This is a genomic window from Nonomuraea rubra (genome assembly GCF_014207985.1).
GTDB classification, from domain to species: domain Bacteria; phylum Actinomycetota; class Actinomycetes; order Streptosporangiales; family Streptosporangiaceae; genus Nonomuraea; species Nonomuraea rubra.
This window is the reverse complement of record NZ_JACHMI010000001.1, coordinates 2,645,709-2,661,476: the sequence shown is the minus strand read 5'-3', so window position 1 is coordinate 2,661,476 and position 15,768 is coordinate 2,645,709. Positions and strand designations below refer to the sequence as shown.

Sequence of the window (15,768 nt, the reverse complement as noted above, 5' to 3'; positions counted from 1 at the left end):
GAAACCGGACCGGCCCCCGCCGGCCCGGCGTCTGTCCGATCAGTACTGGCGGGTGGACAGGACCTGCTTGGCCTGCTCCTGCGTGAACGTGGTCTCCTCGGTCACCACGCGGGCGGGCACCTGCTCGCCCTTGACGACCTTCTTGGCCAGGTCCATCAGCTGCGGGCCGAGCAGCGGGGAGCACTCGACAATGAAGTTGATCTTCCCGTCGGCGAGCGCCTGCATGCCGTCCTTCACCGCGTCCACGGTGATGATCTTGATGTCCTTGCCCGGCACCTTGCCTGCACCCTCGATGGCCTCGATCGCGCCCAGACCCATGTCGTCGTTGTGCGCGTACAGCACGTCGATGTCCGGGGTGGACTTCAGGAAGGCCTCCATGACCTCCTTGCCCTTGGCCCGGGTGAAGTCGCCGGTCTGCGAGGCGACGATCTTGAACTTCGGGTCGGCCTGGATGATCTCGGCGAAGCCCGCCTTGCGGTCGTTGGCCGGGGCCGAGCCCGTCGTGCCCTGCAGCTCGACGATGTTCACCGGGTCCTTGGTGTCCTTGTACTCATCCACCAGCCACTGCCCGGCCTTCTTGCCCTCCTCGATGAAGTCCGAGCCGAGGAAGGTCTTGTAGAGGGAGGTGTCCTTGGAGTCGACCGCGCGGTCGGTCAGGATGACCGGGATCTTCGCGTTCTGCGCCTCCTTCAGCACCGTGTCCCAGCCCGACTCCACCACCGGCGAGAAGGCGATGACGTCCACCTTCTGCTGGATGTAGGAGCGGATGGCCTTGATCTGGTTCTCCTGCTTCTGCTGGGCGTCGGAGAACTTGAGCGTGATGCCCGCGTTCTTCGCCGAGTCCTGCACGGACTTGGTGTTCGCGGTCCGCCAGCCGCTCTCCGCGCCGACCTGGGAGAAGCCCATGGTGATCGAGTCGTCACCGCCGCCGCCGCTCGTGCCTGCACTGGTGGTGCCGCCACCGCTGCCACACGAAGCCACCGCCATCGCGGTGAGACCGGCGAGCACCAACGCCGAGATCCTCTTGAACACGTGGGGGGTTCCCTTCTCATGTGAACGCTAACAACCCCAGCTGGGCGCCAGCGCGTCCTGCCTTGCCGTACGGCACTACGCCCGGGCCGTACTGACCCTGGGCACGAACGTGGGCGGCACCACGAGCCGCTCCCGCTCCTGCGGACCGCCTTCGAGCTGCCGTACGAGCACCTCGATGCTGTGCCTGCCCACCGCGTCGAAGTCCTGCCTGATGGTCGTGAGCGGCGGCGAGAAGAACTCCGACTCGGGGATGTCGTCGAAGCCGACCACGCTCACCCGCTCGGGCACTCTCACCCCCTGCTCGGTGAACGCCCGCAGCACTCCCAGCGCCATCTGGTCGTTGGCGACGAAGACCGCGGTCACGTTCCTCATGCTCGCCAGGCTGCGTCCCGCCTCGTATCCCGAGCGCGGGCTCCAGTCACCGGCCAGCGGTCGCGGGGCCTCGCGGCCCGCCTCCTCCAGCGCGGCCCGCCACCCGGCCACGCGCCCTTCCGCCTCCAGCCAGTCGGACGGCCCGCTGACGTGCCAGACCGTCTCGTGCCCCAGCGACAGCAGGTGCTCGGTGGCGACCCGGCCTCCCGCGACCTGGTCGACGCAGACCACGGACACGTCGCCCGCCTGCCCGCCCTCGACCGCGACGGTGGGCACGCCGAGCGGCAGGTCGGCCAGCGCCTGTGCGGCCGAGCGCTGCGGCGCGACCACCACGATGCCGTCCACGCCCTGGTCCGCCAGGTAGTCGAGGGCATCGCGCACGCCGGCCTTGTCGATCGACTTGAGGCTGACGATGCTGACGAAGTAGCCGGCCGCCCTGGCCGCCTGCTCGATGCCGTAGACGGTGCTGGCCGGGCCGTACAGGGTGGTGTCGAAGCTGACCACGCCGAGCGTTCTGGAGTGCTTGGTGACCAGGGCGCGGGCGACGAGGTTGCGGCGGTAGCCGAGCTTGTCGATCGCCTCGAGCACCCGCGTCCGGGTCTCGCTGCGCACGTTCGGATGGTCGTTGAGCACGCGGGAGACCGTCTGATGCGACACGCCGGCCTCCCTGGCCACGTCGGCCATGACCGGCAGGCGGCGCCCCAGGGTGGATCCCACAGCCGTGCTCCTTTCCTGGCTTGGCCCCGACTGTGAACGCTAACAAGACGTGTCGTCAATAGTTCGCCGCATTACGGTCGGGTTACACAGGACCCCCTTGACGGCCGCCCTGAGCACTCCTTACGTTGTCGCCGATCGCGGTTGTTAACGCTCACTTGATTGTTAACGCTAACAACACCTGAGGAGCCCCCCACTCATGTTGCGCATCGCCTTATCCGCCCTGCTTCTGGCCGGTCTGCTGACCGCGCCGGCGGCCGCGGCGGCGGATCCCATCCCCGAAGGCGCCGTCGTGGACCAGTTCGACGGCACCACGCTCGGCGAGGACTGGACGGTGCTCTCGCCGGACGACTCCCGCTGGAGCCTGTCGGGCAGCGCCCTGCGCCTGGACACCCTGACCGGCGACACCCACCAGGCCACCAACAACGCCAGGAACCTCTTCCTCGTGGACGTCCCCGACGGCGACTTCGAGGTGGTCACCAAGCTGAGCGCCCCCGTCTCGCTCGACTACCAGAGCGCGGGCCTGCTGGCCTGGCAGGACTGGGACAACTACGTCCGCGCCGGCCTGGCCCACGTCGGGTTCGCCGGCGGCCCGGTGATCGAGACGGCCACCGAGGTCGGCGCGGCCTTCACCTCGGCCTTCGCCGCCAGGCCCGGCTCCACGGCCGAGGTGCTCAAGCTGGCCAGGACCGGCGACGAGTTCACCTCCTCCTACTGGGACGGCACGGCCTGGGTGCAGGCGTCCAGGATGACCGCCGGCCTGAAGGTCGGGCAGGTCGGGCTGTTCGGGCTGTCGGCGCAGAACGGCACGTCCGTGCGGGCGGAGTTCGACTACTTCGCGATCAAGGCGGCCGAGGGGGCGGCCGTGGTGCCGGAGGGGCCGTTCACGCTGCGCGCGGAGGCGGCGCCGTACCTGTCGGCCGACCGCTCGGGTGTCGTGCGGGCCTCGGCGAAGGCGCCCATGACGGGCCTGGTCCTCACCGCCGAGCCCGGCGGCGCGCTCAAGGACGTCGAGAGCGGCAGGTACCTCCAGGCCACCACCCCCGTCCGGCTGGGCACGCAGGCCACGCCCTACCAGCTCAAGGACGCGGGCGGCGGCAAGGTCACGGTCTCCTCGGGCGGGCGGAACCTCGCGGTCAGCGACGGCAGGCTCGTCCTGGGCGCGGACGCGACCAGGTTCCGCGTCGAGGGCTACACCTCCGGCAAGCTGAGTGTGGACACCAGGGCGAAGGGCACGAAGGTCAGCCCCAACCTGTACGGCGTCTTCTACGAGGACATCAACCACGCCGCCGACGGCGGGCTCTACGCCGAGCTGGTGCAGAACCGCTCGTTCGAGTTCAACTCCGTCGACGAGCCCTCCTACACGGGCCTGACCGCGTGGAGCGAGACCGAGCGAGGCGCCACCGTCACGCCCGCCGTCACCGGCGAGGACCCGCTGAACACCAACAACCGCAACTACCTGCGGCTCGACGTGACGGGCGAGGGCACGGCCGGCGTGAGCAACGCCGGGTTCAACCGCGGCCTGCCGCTCGCCGGGGGTGAGCGCTACGACTTCTCCGTGTGGGCCAGGCGCGCCGAGGCGGGCCCGCTCACGATCACCGTCGAGGACGGCACGACCGTGCTCGGCAAGGTGACCGTGCGGGTCAAGGCGGGCGGCTGGGCCAAGTACCGGGCGTCGTTCACCGCCTCGGGCACCACCGACGCGGGCCGGCTCGTCGTGCAGGCCCCCGCCGGGCGGACCGACCTGGACATGGTCTCGCTGTTCCCCCGCGACACGTTCAAGGGGCACGGCATGCGGACCGACCTGGCCGAGCTGATCGCCGATCTTAAGCCGCGGTTCCTGCGCTTCCCCGGCGGCTGCGTGACCAACGTCGGCACCTACGACCCGTACGCGGAGACCGGCGACCGCCGCCGCATCTACCAGTGGAAGGAGACCATCGGCCCGGTCGAGGAGCGGCCGACGAACTTCAACTTCTGGGGCTACAACCAGAGCTACGGCATCGGCTACTACGAGTACTTCCAGTTCGCCGAGGACCTCGGGGCCGAGGCGCTGCCGGTGCTGTCGGTGGGCGTGAACGGCTGCGGCGAGAACCGCCCGCTGACCGACGAGGCCAAGCTGGCCCGGTGGGTGCAGGACACCCTCGACCTGATCGAGTTCGCCAACGGGCCGGTCACCTCCACCTGGGGCAAGAAGCGGGCGGCGCTGGGGCATCCGAAGCCGTTCGGGCTGGAGTACATCGGGCTCGGGAACGAGGAGATCTATCCGGAGTTCTTCACCAACTACCCGAAGTTCGCCGACGCGATCCGGGCGAAGTACCCCGACATCAAGATCATCAGTAACTCGGGTCAGACGTCGCAGGGCGCCTGGTTCGACCGCATGTGGCAGTTCGCCCGCGACCAGAAGGCCGACCTGGTCGACGAGCACTACTACAACAACCCCGACTGGTTCCTGGCCAACAACCACCGCTACGACACCTACGACCGCCAGGGGCCGAAGGTGTTCGTGGGCGAGTACGCCTCCAGGGGCAACACGTTCTACAACGCGCTGTCCGAGGCGTCGTACATGACCGGGCTGGAACGCAACTCCGACGTGGTGGAGCTGGCCTCGTACGCGCCGCTGCTGGCCAACGTGGACTACGTGGACTGGACGCCGGACCTGATCTGGTTCGACAACGACCAGGCGTACGGGTCGCCGAGCTACCACGTCCAGCGCCTGTTCTCCACGAACGTCGGCGAGCGCGTGGTGCCCAGCACGTTCGAGGGCGAGACCAGGCCCGTCGAGGACATCAAGGGCGCGATCGGCCTCGGCGCCTGGAACACCGCGGTCCGCTACGACGACGTCAAGGTCACCGCCGCCGACGGGACCGTGCTGCTGTCGGACGACTTCTCCGCCGGCGCCGGCGCCTGGACGCCCGGCCTGGGCACCTGGGCGGTGCAGGACGGCGCGTACGCGCAGACAGCGCAGGTCGAGGACGCCAGGTCCACGGCCGGCTCGGCCGACTGGTCGAACTACACGATCGAGCTCACCGCACGGAAGACCGCCGGCGCGGAGGGCTTCCTGGTGATGTTCGGCGTGCGTGACACCGGCAACTTCTACTGGTGGAACGTCGGCGGCTGGAACAACACCCAGTCCGCCATCGAGAAGGCCGTCAACGGCGGCAAGTCCTCGATCGCCACCTCGTCCACCACGGTCGAGACCGGCCGCGACCACCGCTTGAAGGTGCAGGTCAGCGGGCGGCGGATCACGACGTGGCTGGACGGGCAGCAGGTCAACGACTTCGTGGACAGCTCCCGGGTCGAGCCGCTGTACCAGGTGGTGTCCAGGGACGGCAGGTCGGTGACGCTGAAGGTCGTCAACGCGCAGGACACGGCCGTGCGGAGCAGCGTGGACCTCGGTTCTGCCCGGTTCCGGCCGTCGGCCACGGTGACCTCGCTGACCGGCGCGCCCTCGGACACGAACTCGATCGCCGACCCGGACCGCGTGGCTCCGGTACGGCGGCAGGTGAGCGGCTTCTCCTCGGTCTTCACCTACGACTTCCCCGCCCACTCGGTGACGTTCATCGAGCTCACCGAACGGTGACCCATGAGGGGGCGGGCACCCGGCCCGCCCCCTCTACGGGACGGCGCGGAAGTGCGTGGTCATCCGGCCCTCGTCGTCGAGCACGTGGAAGGCGATCAGCGGCGGCAGGGTGAAGTCGACGCAGTTGGCGAAGCTCGTCCCGCCCTCCCACGGCATCGTCAGCGTGGAGACCACACCCCCGCCGACCAGCAGCGGCCTGCCGGCGAACGTGGTGGCGGCGGCCGTGTGGGCGTGCCCGGCCAGCACGGCGGGCACGCCGGCGCGGCCGGCGAGCAGAGCCTCCAGCCGCCCGGTCTCGTGCATCCTGATCCCGTCGCCCGGCGGCGTGTGCAGCTTCACCGGCGGGTGGTGGAACGCCACGAACACCGGCAGGCCCGCGCTGTCGTCCAGCACGCCTTCCAGCCAGGCGAGCGTCTCGTCGTCCAGGTGCCCGTCGTCCCTGCCCGGGATGGAGGAGTCGCACATCGCGTAGACCGCGCGGCTGGTGCGCAGGACCTGGTTGACCGGGCCGTCCGCCGGCTCCTCGCCCAGCAGGGAGCGGCGGAACTCCCGCCTGACGTCGTGGTTGCCCGGACCCACCAGGACGGGGTGCCGCGAGGCGAGCAGCTTGGCGGCCGTCTCGTACTCCTCCTGCGCCCCGTGGTCGGCGATGTCGCCAGTGACGAGCACCGCGTCGAGGTCGCCGGGGATCGTGTCCAGGTAACGCATGACGGCGGTGGTGCGGGCGACGCTCTCGGGGGTGGCGCCGATGTGGATGTCGCTCAGGTGAGCGATCACGATCATGTGGCTCCCGTCCTTCCTGGTTCCGGCTGCTCACCACCGTAAGCCCGGGCACCGGACCAGGGGTAAGGTCCGGTTCCGTGCGCAAAGATTGGGCCGGTTCCGGGGTGGACCTGCATCTGGAGCTCGCCGCCGGGGGCGGGCGGCGGCGGGCGCTGGAGGAGGCGCTGCGGCAGGCCGTCAGGGACGGGCGGCTGCCGCGCGGCACCCGGCTGCCCTCCAGCCGCACGCTGGCCGCCGAGCTGCGCCTGTCACGGGGCACGGTGAGCGCGGCCTACGACCAGCTCGTCGCGGAGGGCTACCTGGCCACGCGCCCCGGCTCCGGCACGGAGGTCGCCACCACGCCGTCCGCCCCGGGCATGCCGCCGGGCGCGTTCCCCGCCGAGCCGACGCCCGGGCCCCTGCACGACCTGCGGCCCGGGCAGCCGGACGTGTCCGCCTTCCCCGCCCGCGCCTGGTTGCGCGCCACCCGCCATGTGCTGGCCACCGCGCCCGCCGCCGTCTTCGGCCCCTGCGACCCGCGCGGCCGGATCGAGCTGCGTACCGCGCTCGCCGGCTACCTCGCCAGGACCCGCGGCGTGCTCACCACGCCCGACCTGATCGTCGTCACCACCGGCTTCGTCCAGGCGGTCAACCTGCTCGCCACCGTGACCGGCGGCCCGTTCGCCATGGAGGACCCCGGTCACGACTTCTACCGCGAGGTGGTGAGAAGAGCGGGGCGCGAGGTCGTACCGCTGCCGGTGGACGAGCTGGGCGCGCGGACCGGCACCCTCACCCCTGACGTGGCCGCCGCCGTCGTCACGCCCGCCCACCAGTACCCCATGGGCGTCCCGCTGCACCCGTCCCGCCGCCTGGCGCTGCGCGCGTGGGGCGGGCTGGTCGTCGAGGACGACTACGACGGGGAGTTCCGCTACGATCGCCGGCCCGTCGGGGCGTTGCAGGGCACGGCGCCGGAGCAGGTCGTGTACTGCGGCACCACGTCGGAGTCCCTCGGCCCGGGGCTGCGCCTGGGCTGGATGGCGGTGCCGCCCGCGCTGATCGGCCCCGTCACCGAGGCCAAGCTGCACGCCGACGCCCATACCGAGGTGCTCGGCCAGCTCGTGCTGGCCAGGCTGATCGAGACGCACGACTACGACCGCCACATCCGCGCCGCCCGCCTGCGTTACCGCCACCGCCGCCAGCGGCTGCGCGCCCGCCTGTCCGGCGTGCTGCCCGGCGCGGCCCTGCCCGGCGTCGCGGCCGGCCTGCGTGCCCTCCTGCTGCTCCCCCCGGGCGGCCCGCCGGAGGCCGAGGTGCTGGCCGCCTGCGAGCGGGCCGGCATCGCCCTGCGCCCCTCCTCCCCCCTCTGGCACGGCGAGGGCCGCGACGGCCTGCTCATCGGGTACGCCGCCCCCTCGGAACGGGCCTACCCCCGCGCGCTCGAAGCCCTGGCGAGCACATTGGAGGGCACCTTGGCGGGCACCTTGGCGGGCCGGGAACCGCGGAGCCGTCCCGCACGTTCTTCTTCATGAGCGCACGATGGCGGAGGAGGGACATGGGCTGGCACTACCGCAAGTCAATCAAAGTGGGGCCGTTCCGGATCAACCTGTCACGGCACGGCGTCGGTCACAGTTTCGGCAATCGGCGCTTCCACGTCTCGACCACCCCCGACGGCCGCCGCTACGTGTCGGTGAACCTGCCCGGTGGCATCCACCTGAGCAAGGCCATCGGTGGCAAGCGCCACCGTCACTATCGTTACTGACACTCGGCGGTCGCGAGGCCGCTTGAGATAGAACGGGCCGGGGGCGAAAGCCTCCGGCCCGTCCCCTTTCCCCGGGCCCCGCCGCGGCGGCAGAGTGGTCGGATGAGCCCTCACATGAGCCCTGAGGAGTTCCGCCGCCACGGCAAGCAGGTCATCGACTGGATCGCGGACTACCTCGCCGGCATCGAGTCCCACCCCGTGATGTCCCAGGTCAAGCCGGGTGAGATCCGGCGTGCCCTGCCGGCGTCGCCGCCCGAGCACGGAGAGCCGTTCGAGAACGTGCTGTCGGATCTCGGGCAGGTGCTGCTGCCCGGCATCACGCACTGGCAGCACCCTGGCTTCTTCGCCTACTTCCCCTCCAACGCCAGCGGCCCCGCCATCCTGGGCGACCTGCTGTCCAGCGGGCTGGGCGTGCAGGGCATGTTGTGGGTGACCAGCCCGGCGTGCACGGAGCTGGAGACGGTGGTGGTCGACTGGCTGGCCGAGCTGATCGGGCTGCCGGAACGGTTCCGCACCGACGCGGCGGGCGGCGGCGTCATCCAGGACTCGGCGTCGAGCGCCTGCCTGGTCGCGCTGCTGGCGGCGCTGCACCGGGCGAGCGGCGGGCGGGTCGCGGCCGAGGGCATCGACCGGCGGTACACACTGTACGTGAGTTCCCAGACGCACTCCTCGCTGGAGAAGGCCGCGCGGATCGCCGGCCTGGGCGCGGCGGGCGTGCGGGTGGTGGACGTGGACCCGCGCACGCTGGCCATGGACCCCGCCCACCTGCGCGAGCTGCTGGCCGAGGACGAGGCGGCGGGCGCCGTACCCGCGATGGTGTGCGCCACCGTCGGCACGACCTCCACCACCGCCGTCGATCCGGTGCCCGCCATCGGCGAGGTGTGCCGGGAGCGCGGGGTCTGGCTGCACGTGGACGCCGCCTACGCCGGGGTCGCGGCGATCTGTCCCGAGTTCCGGTGGCTGAACGACGGCGTGGCCGAGTACGCGGACTCGTACGCGACGAACCCGCACAAATGGCTGCTGACCAACTTCGACTGCGGCGTGCTCTGGACGGCCGACCGCGGCCCGCTCCTCGGCGCGCTGTCGATCCTGCCCGAGTACCTCAGGAACACCGCCACCTCGACCGGCTCCGTCGTGGACTACCGGGACTGGCAGGTGCCGCTGGGCCGCCGGTTCAGGGCGCTGAAGCTGTGGTCGGTGATCCGCTGGTACGGGGCCGAGGGGCTGCGGGCGCACCTGCGCAAGTGCGTCGAGCTGGCGGCCGAGCTGGCCGGATGGATCGCCGCGGACCCGGGCTTCGAGCTGCACGAGCAGCATCCGCTCGGGCTGGTGTGCTTCCGCCCCCTGTGGCCCGGCCTGGACGACGCGGCGCAGGCGGACCGGGCCACGCTGAGGCTGATGGAGCTGCTCAACGCGAGCGGGTCGATGTACCTGACGCACACGAGGCTCGCCGGCCGGGTGGTGCTGCGGCTGGCCGTCGGGGCCGCGGCGACGGAGCGGCGGCACGTGGAGCAGGCGTGGGAGCAGATCCGCTGGGAACACGCGGCCCTGTCCACGACCATGCCGTGACTCAGCCATCGCTCGGTCTTGGCGTGCCTACTCGCCTTGGCTTGGCTAGCGGTAGCGCTCGACGAGTTCGGCGCCGATCCTGGCCAGCTCGGCGCGGACCTCGCCGGGCTCCTCGACCTCCACCCGCGCGCCCCACCCGGCGAGCTGCTCGGCGATCGTCAGCGCCATCGGCGCGGCCACCCGGGCCCGCACCCGCCCGTCCCCCGTCTCCCCCAGGCTCTCGAAGTGTCGCCCGAAGTGGTCGCGCAGGATGGGCAGGAGCCGGGCGGAGATCAGCACGGTCGCGGTGACGGTGGAGCGCCGCCGCTCCATCTCCTCGACCACCCCGGCCCAGGCCCGCGACAGCTCGAAGCCGTCCGGCCGCTCGAACTCCTCCTCCGTCACCTCGGCCGCGACGATCCGGTCGACCCGGAACGTGCGCTGCCCGCGCTCGGTCCCCGCCAGCAGGTACCAGACGTCGTCCTTGTCCACCAGCCCCCAGGGCTCGACCAGCCGCTCGGTGTGCTCGCCGTCGCGGCGGCCCGCGTACCCGAGCCTGACCCTGCGCCGGCGCACGGTGGCGCGTTGCAGGACGCGGACCAGCTCGGGCCGTTCCTTCTCCGGCTCGCCCCAGCGGGCGGGATCGACGACCACCGCGCCGGCCGCGGCCTCGGCCTCCTCCCTGAACGTCTGCGGCAGCGCCCGCAGCAGCTTGCGCAGCGCGGACCTGAGCTCGGGCGCGTCGGGCGCGGCCGGCCCGGCGAGCAGGAACAGCGCCTGGGCCTCGTGCGCGGTGAGCCCGGTCAGATCGGTACGAGCGCCGCCCAGCAACGACCAGCCACCACCGCGCCCCGGCTGCGGGTAGACGGGGATGCCCGCGGCGGACAGCGCTTCCAGGTCCCGCCGAGCGGTGGCCACCGACACCTCCAGCTTCTCGGCCAGCTCGGCGGCGGTCACCCGGCCGCGCGCCTGCATGAGCAGCAGCGCCGCCACCAGTCGGTCAGCTCGCATGCCCCCATTCTCCGCGCTGAAGTGCTCACCGGATGACCACTTATGCCAGGCGGGTCGATGCGACCGGCGCGAGGCGGGCGCGGGTCCGTGGTTCTCGGGGCGGGCCCGTTCTGCCATCCTGGTGCCGTGTCCAGGCCGCGCATCCTGCTCACCGCCCCGCCCCGCACGGGCAAGACCACCGTCGTCCGCCGCCTCGCCGACCTGCTGCGGGCGGCGCACGTGCCGATCTGCGGTTTCCTCACCGACGAGGTACGCGAGCGCGGCCGCCGGGCCGGCTTCACCGTGGCGGACTTCGCCGGCCACCAGGCCGTGATGGCCCACCTGTCGTGGGTCACCGGCCCCCGCGTCGGCAGGTACGGCGTGAACGTGCCCGCGTTCGAGCGCATCGCGCTACCGGCGATGCAGCAGGCGCTCACCACGCGCGGCGCCGTGGTGCTCATCGACGAGATCGGCCCCATGGAGCTGCTGTCGCCCGCGTTCATGCCGCGCTGCGTGGCGTTGTTCGAAGCCGGCGTGCCGATCGTGGCCACCGTCCACCAGCGCACCCACGCCTCGCTGAAGGCGCAGATCGACGCCGGCCTGATCACCGTGACACCGCAGAACCGCGACGAGCTCCCCGAGAGTCTCAGCCGCCTGTTCACCGGTTAGCGGCTCTTCACCGGCAGCCCGAACGCCGACAGCCCCTGCTCGTGATGCTCGATCAGGCCGAGGCGCCGGTAGAAGGCGTGGTTGGCGGGCCCGTCGGGTGTGGACTCGTGATCGGTGGTCAGCACGAAGTAGCGGCAGTGCGCGTACCGCTCCTTGAGGTGCTCCAGCAGCCGCCGCCCGACGCCCCGCCCCTGGAACTCCCTGCCGACCAGCAACTCCTGCACATAGCAGATCACCTCGTCGTCGGACACCGTCCTGGCCAGCCCGAGCAGCCGCCCGTCGCCGTCCCTGGCGGTGAGCACGAGGTGCGAGTTGGCCAGTGCCCTGCACACCTTGGCGATGTCACGGGTCCACACGGTCCAGCCGACGGAGTCGTAGAGCTCGAAGATCTCGGCCTCGTCGAACGAGGTCTCCTCAGCGATGATCATCATCTGTGTGACTCTACGACGTATCAAGGTGGAGCTATGGGGATTCGAACCCCAGACCTCCTCCATGCCATGGAGGCGCGCTACCAACTGCGCTATAGCCCCTTGCGATCAACAAGTGTAACGGAGTTCTGAACCCCTTGTGTCACACCGGGGCCTGCGTGGTACGTCTATGGTTTTATGTCGACATTTGAGGATCACCGGGGCGTGCTGGTCGCGGTCGCCTACCGGATCCTGGGCAGCGTGGCCGACGCCGAGGACGTTGTGCAGGAGGCGTGGCTGCGCTGGTCCAGGGTGGACGAGTCGGACGTGGAGGACCCCAAGGCGTTCCTGATCACGGTGACCTCGCGGCTGGCCATCGACCGGCTGCGGTGGGCGAAGTCGCGGCGCGAGTCGTACGTGGGTCCGTGGCTGCCCGAGCCGATCAGCACCGCGCCCGACGTGGCCGAGCACGCCGAGCTGGCCGACTCCGTGGAGATGGCGATGCTGGTCGTGCTGGAGACGTTGTCGCCGCTCGAGCGGGCGGTGTTCGTGTTGCGGGAGGCGTTCGACCTGCCGTTCTCGGAGATCGCGGAGATCATCGGGCGGGCGGAGCCGGCCACCAGGCAGCTCGCCCGGCGGGCCAGGGACCACGTGCGGGACAAGCGGCCCCGCTTCGACGTGGACCGGGACGAGCGCCGGCGGATCACCGAGCGGTTCATGGGCGCCTCCGCCGGCGGCGACCTGGACGCGCTGATCGAGATGTTCTCCGACCAGGTGTCGATCATCAGCGACGGCGGCGGCAAGGCCAGGGCGGCGCTGCGGGTCATCACCGGCGCCGAGAACGTGGGCCGCTACCTGACGTCGATCAACACCCCGGCGAACATCGCCAAGTTCATGGCCTCGATCGGCAGGGCGGAGCTCGCGGACCTGTCCTTCGCGGTGGAGACGCTGAACAACGCGCCCGCCATCGTCATCTCGGCGGGCGGCCAGGTGATCAGCGTCATCTCGCTGCTGGTCAGCGAGGGCAAGATCGAGACGATCTACGTGCTGGCCAACCCGGAGAAGATCGGCCACCTCCAGCCCTCCTGAGCTCAGCCGGCGCGGCCGGTGCGCATGGTCAGCGTGGCGTCGTCGAGCGACAGCTCGACGACGAGCCCGGCCAGCTCCCCCGTGCGGCTCACGTGGGTGCCGCCGCACGGGATGGACGCCTCTCCCTCCGGCAGCGAGCAGTGCCAGGTGCGGCGGGCCGTCAGCTCGGGGCCCGGCACCTCCACCCGGACCGGAGCGTCGGCCGCCACCCACGCCGCGAGCTGGTCGTTCACCTGCCGGGCGAGCTTCCCGGGGTCGAGGTCCTCGGCGGAGAAGCCCTTCTTGCGCAGCGACTTGCCCAGGCGGTAGACGTCCACGCTGCCGTGCGGGGTGATGCGGGAGGAGGTGATGGCCGCCTGGTCGAAGTCGGGGCGGCCGAGCGAGTCGGGCCGCGCCTCCTTGCGCCACCGGTCGGCCAGGGCGGCGTTGAGCGCGAGCGCGGCCAGGTGGCAGCCGGTGTGACCGGCGCAGAGCGCGGCGCGGAAGCCCGCGTCCACGTCCAGGCCGACCTCCGTGCCCACGGGCAGCGGCGTCTCGGTGACGTGGACGACCAGCCAGTCCCAGCCCTCGGCGCCGCGCCGGGCCGGGATGTCCGGGCCGAGGAAGATCTCGCCGGTCTCCGACCGCGCCCCCGTCAGGCAGTCGACGACCGGCAGGCCGCCGATCGTGCCCCGGTCGGCGGGCTGGTCGGGCCAGGTGTGGTCGAGGGGGTGGAACGGCGTCTCGGAGACGACGAGGCCGTGCCGCTCCCCCGCCGGCACGGCCTCGACGATCGTGGAGCGGCCACTGGTCAGGCCGCCGGGGAAGGTGACGAGGGTGGAGTTCACCCGGCCATTCTCTCGTCCTCCAGGTAGCGGTCGCGTCCGGCGTACAGGCCGGTCAGGAGCTGGACGGCGATCACCACGAAGATCAGCGTGTACGGCACCGCCCACCCCCCGGTAGCCTCCCGCAGCACGCCCACCAGCAGCGGGCCCGCGCCCGAGATGAGGTAGCCGGCGCTCTGCCCGAAGGCCGACAGGGCGGCCGTGGTCTCCGGCGTACGGGTGCGCAGCGCCAGCATCATCAGCGCCAGCGGGAACGACCCCATGCCCACGGCGACGAACACGACCCAGACCATGGCCGTGGAGGCGGGCGCGAACCACAGCCCGAGGAAGCCGATCACGTAGAACACGACGAGCCCGACCACGGTCGGACGCTGGTCGCGGAAGCGGGAGGCGATCATCGGCACGGCGATCGAGACGGGGATGTTCAGCGCGGTGAACACGCCGAGGATCAGCCCGGCCTCGGAAGTGGTGTAGCCGCCGTCGGTGAGGATGGTGGCGAGCCAGCCGAACATGATGTAGGCGATCATCGACTGGGTGCCGAAGTAGACCGCGATCATCCAGGCCAGCCTGCTCTTGACCATGCTGCGGATGCCCAGGTCCCGGCCGCCGGTGTCCCGCTCCGGCTCACTGCGCAGCAGCGCAAGCCACGGAATGGCGGCGACAGCGGCCAGGGCCGCCCACACGCCGAGCGCGATGTGCCAGTCCCCCGAGGCACGCTCGATCGGCACGGTCGCGGCGGCGGCCAGCATGGTGCCGGCGGCCAGGGCCGTGGTGTAGACGGTGGTCATGAGCCCGGTCCGGGCCGGGAAGTGACGCTTGATCAGCGTCGGGATCAGCACGTTGCCGACGGCGCCGCCGGACAGCGCGACCGCGCTGCTCAGCAGGAACACCGGCGCGGAGCCCACCAGCGACCTGACCAGCAGCCCGACGCCGAGCGTGACGAGGGCGAGCAGCAGCAGCCGGTGCTCGCCGACGCGCCTGGCCAGCGTCGGGGTGATGGCGCCCACGCTGGCGAAGGCCAGCACGGGCAGGGTGGTCAGCAGCCCGGTGCCGACACTCGACATGCCGAGGCCGGCGGCGAGCTGGTCGAGCAGGGGGCCGACGCTGGTGACGCCGGTGCGCAGGTTCAGTGCGGCGAGGACGATTCCCAGCACGAGGAGCCAGGCCAGCGGGGTGGTTCTGCCTCGGGACTCTTGGGCGAGCACGCTCATGGCGGGAACGGTCCTCCACTCATCAAATCATGGGACGAATGTCACCTTAACAGGACCGAAATATGCATTTATTCCTGGCGCGCCTCCCTCAGGCATGACAAAACCCCCGGAGCCGGGCTCCGGGGGTTTTGTGGCAGCTCACAGCACCGGGGGAGGTGGTTGCCCCGGCCCCTGGGGAGTCCCCGGACCGGGAGTACCGGGAGAGCCCGGAGGCACCGGCCCCGGAGGGGGCAGCGTGCCGCCCGGCGAGGCACCGCCGCCACCGGCAGGCGGGTAGTCGCCGCCCACCGTGCCCGGCGGCACGTTCCTGGCGCTGTCGCCGTAGGTCGAGCCCTGCTCGTGCTCGCGCTGGTGCGGCCCCGGCACGTCGCCGCGCCAGCCGCCGGTCTCGCCGCCGCGCGACTCGATGAAGGTCTTGAAGCGCTTCACGTCGCCGATCACGCGCATGCGTACGAGCTGCAGCTTGTCGCCCGCGGTCTCGAGGAAACCCTCGGGGTCGTACTCCATCTGGAGCGTGACCCTGGTGGTGCCCTCGTCGATCCGGTGGAAGGTCACCACCCCGGCCTGGTGCGGCTTGTCGACACTGCGCCAGGCGATGCGCTCGTCGGGGTGCTGCTCGGTGATCTCCGCCTCGAACTCGCGCCTGATGCCGGCGATCTCCGCCACCCAGGCCGTACGCGTGTCACTGAGCTGCTTGACCGACTCCACACCCTCCATGAACTCGGGGAAGCTCTCGAACTGCGTCCATTGGTTGTAGGCCACCTGTACGGGGACCCTGACGTCTTCGGAATGTTCGATCGTGCTCATGGGG

The 15,768-nt window shown here is 71.2% G+C and carries 14 protein-coding genes and 1 tRNA gene; 6 read left to right on the top strand and 9 right to left on the bottom strand.

From position 1 onward, the window contains the following. Window positions 1-39 precede the first annotated feature (39 nt). On the bottom strand, window positions 40-1,032 hold the full coding sequence (locus HD593_RS12140) for an ABC transporter substrate-binding protein (protein ID WP_185102264.1): 993 nt from the start codon (window positions 1,030-1,032) through the stop codon (window positions 40-42). A gap of 75 nt (window positions 1,033-1,107) precedes the next feature. Beyond that, entirely contained in the window at window positions 1,108-2,088 is a 981-nt protein-coding gene (locus HD593_RS12135) for a LacI family DNA-binding transcriptional regulator (RefSeq protein WP_185111793.1), read from the bottom strand. A gap of 229 nt (window positions 2,089-2,317) precedes the next feature. Here HD593_RS12135 and HD593_RS12130 point away from each other — a divergent pair, with 229 nt between their 5' ends. Continuing rightward, window positions 2,318-5,698 (top strand): alpha-L-arabinofuranosidase C-terminal domain-containing protein, encoded by a 3,381-nt coding sequence (locus HD593_RS12130; RefSeq protein ID WP_185102263.1) that lies wholly within the window; start codon window positions 2,318-2,320, stop codon window positions 5,696-5,698. A gap of 33 nt (window positions 5,699-5,731) precedes the next feature. Here the strand turns inward: HD593_RS12130 and HD593_RS12125 are convergent, their stop codons facing one another. Further along, a complete protein-coding gene (locus tag HD593_RS12125) occupies window positions 5,732-6,481 on the bottom strand; it encodes a metallophosphoesterase (protein WP_185102262.1) in 750 nt (249 codons plus the stop codon). Between the two features lie 77 nt (window positions 6,482-6,558). On the opposite strand from HD593_RS12125, the gene pdxR reads away from it, so the two are divergent. From pdxR to HD593_RS12110, 3 genes are all read left to right on the top strand, one after another. After that, window positions 6,559-7,989 (top strand): MocR-like pyridoxine biosynthesis transcription factor PdxR, encoded by a 1,431-nt coding sequence (gene pdxR / locus HD593_RS12120; protein ID WP_185102261.1) that lies wholly within the window; start codon window positions 6,559-6,561, stop codon window positions 7,987-7,989. A 23-nt stretch (window positions 7,990-8,012) separates the two neighbouring features. Beyond that, the gene (locus tag HD593_RS12115; RefSeq protein WP_185102260.1) at window positions 8,013-8,219 is read left to right on the top strand and encodes a DUF4236 domain-containing protein; all 207 of its coding nucleotides are present in this window, start codon (window positions 8,013-8,015) and stop codon (window positions 8,217-8,219) included. 114 nt (window positions 8,220-8,333) lie between these two features. After that, on the top strand, window positions 8,334-9,788 hold the full coding sequence (locus HD593_RS12110; RefSeq protein ID WP_185102259.1) for a pyridoxal-dependent decarboxylase: 1,455 nt from the start codon (window positions 8,334-8,336) through the stop codon (window positions 9,786-9,788). 45 nt (window positions 9,789-9,833) lie between these two features. Here HD593_RS12110 and HD593_RS12105 read toward each other — a convergent pair whose 3' ends face one another. Beyond that, window positions 9,834-10,778 (bottom strand): helix-turn-helix transcriptional regulator, encoded by a 945-nt coding sequence (locus HD593_RS12105; RefSeq protein WP_185102258.1) that lies wholly within the window; start codon window positions 10,776-10,778, stop codon window positions 9,834-9,836. 126 nt (window positions 10,779-10,904) lie between these two features. Here HD593_RS12105 and HD593_RS12100 point away from each other — a divergent pair, with 126 nt between their 5' ends. Continuing rightward, entirely contained in the window at window positions 10,905-11,426 is a 522-nt protein-coding gene (locus HD593_RS12100; RefSeq protein WP_185102257.1) for a nucleoside-triphosphatase, read from the top strand. On the opposite strand, the gene HD593_RS12095 is transcribed toward HD593_RS12100, so the two are convergent. Next, window positions 11,423-11,857: a GNAT family N-acetyltransferase gene (locus HD593_RS12095; protein WP_185102256.1), complete on the bottom strand. Its 435-nt coding sequence runs from the start codon at window positions 11,855-11,857 to the stop codon at window positions 11,423-11,425. The two genes, HD593_RS12100 and HD593_RS12095, sit on opposite strands and share 4 nt — an antisense overlap. A 26-nt stretch (window positions 11,858-11,883) precedes the next feature. Next, window positions 11,884-11,956: transfer RNA gene (locus HD593_RS12090), tRNA-Ala, on the bottom strand. Between the two features lie 75 nt (window positions 11,957-12,031). Between HD593_RS12090 and sigJ the strand changes: the two genes are divergently transcribed. Further along, window positions 12,032-12,922: an RNA polymerase sigma factor SigJ gene (gene sigJ, locus HD593_RS12085; RefSeq protein ID WP_185102255.1), complete on the top strand. Its 891-nt coding sequence runs from the start codon at window positions 12,032-12,034 to the stop codon at window positions 12,920-12,922. A gap of 2 nt (window positions 12,923-12,924) precedes the next feature. On the opposite strand, the gene HD593_RS12080 is transcribed toward sigJ, so the two are convergent. The 3 genes from HD593_RS12080 to HD593_RS12070 form a co-directional block, all read right to left on the bottom strand. Next, window positions 12,925-13,749 (bottom strand): alanyl-tRNA editing protein, encoded by an 825-nt coding sequence (locus HD593_RS12080; protein ID WP_185102254.1) that lies wholly within the window; start codon window positions 13,747-13,749, stop codon window positions 12,925-12,927. Continuing rightward, a complete protein-coding gene (locus HD593_RS12075; RefSeq protein WP_185102253.1) occupies window positions 13,746-14,957 on the bottom strand; it encodes a CynX/NimT family MFS transporter in 1,212 nt (403 codons plus the stop codon). The genes HD593_RS12080 and HD593_RS12075 overlap by 4 nt, the downstream gene beginning before the upstream one ends. A gap of 138 nt (window positions 14,958-15,095) precedes the next feature. Beyond that, window positions 15,096-15,764: an SRPBCC family protein gene (locus tag HD593_RS12070; RefSeq protein WP_185102252.1), complete on the bottom strand. Its 669-nt coding sequence runs from the start codon at window positions 15,762-15,764 to the stop codon at window positions 15,096-15,098. Window positions 15,765-15,768: the final 4 nt, after the last annotated feature.

What these genes read in the sequence shown, in the direction of transcription:
- HD593_RS12135 (WP_185111793.1), bottom strand. Translation starts at nt 2,088, where the DNA reads ATGGCCGACGTGGCCAGGGAGGCCGGCGTGTCGCATCAGACGGTCTCC.
- sigJ (WP_185102255.1), top strand. Translation starts at nt 12,032, where the DNA reads ATGTCGACATTTGAGGATCACCGGGGCGTGCTGGTCGCGGTCGCCTAC.
- HD593_RS12115 (WP_185102260.1), top strand. Translation starts at nt 8,013, where the DNA reads ATGGGCTGGCACTACCGCAAGTCAATCAAAGTGGGGCCGTTCCGGATC.
- HD593_RS12110 (WP_185102259.1), top strand. Translation starts at nt 8,334, where the DNA reads ATGAGCCCTGAGGAGTTCCGCCGCCACGGCAAGCAGGTCATCGACTGG.
- HD593_RS12075 (WP_185102253.1), bottom strand. Translation starts at nt 14,957, where the DNA reads ATGAGCGTGCTCGCCCAAGAGTCCCGAGGCAGAACCACCCCGCTGGCC.
- HD593_RS12070 (WP_185102252.1), bottom strand. Translation starts at nt 15,764, where the DNA reads ATGAGCACGATCGAACATTCCGAAGACGTCAGGGTCCCCGTACAGGTG.
- HD593_RS12105 (WP_185102258.1), bottom strand. Translation starts at nt 10,778, where the DNA reads ATGCGAGCTGACCGACTGGTGGCGGCGCTGCTGCTCATGCAGGCGCGC.
- HD593_RS12125 (WP_185102262.1), bottom strand. Translation starts at nt 6,481, where the DNA reads ATGATCGTGATCGCTCACCTGAGCGACATCCACATCGGCGCCACCCCC.
- HD593_RS12095 (WP_185102256.1), bottom strand. Translation starts at nt 11,857, where the DNA reads ATGATGATCATCGCTGAGGAGACCTCGTTCGACGAGGCCGAGATCTTC.
- HD593_RS12130 (WP_185102263.1), top strand. Translation starts at nt 2,318, where the DNA reads ATGTTGCGCATCGCCTTATCCGCCCTGCTTCTGGCCGGTCTGCTGACC.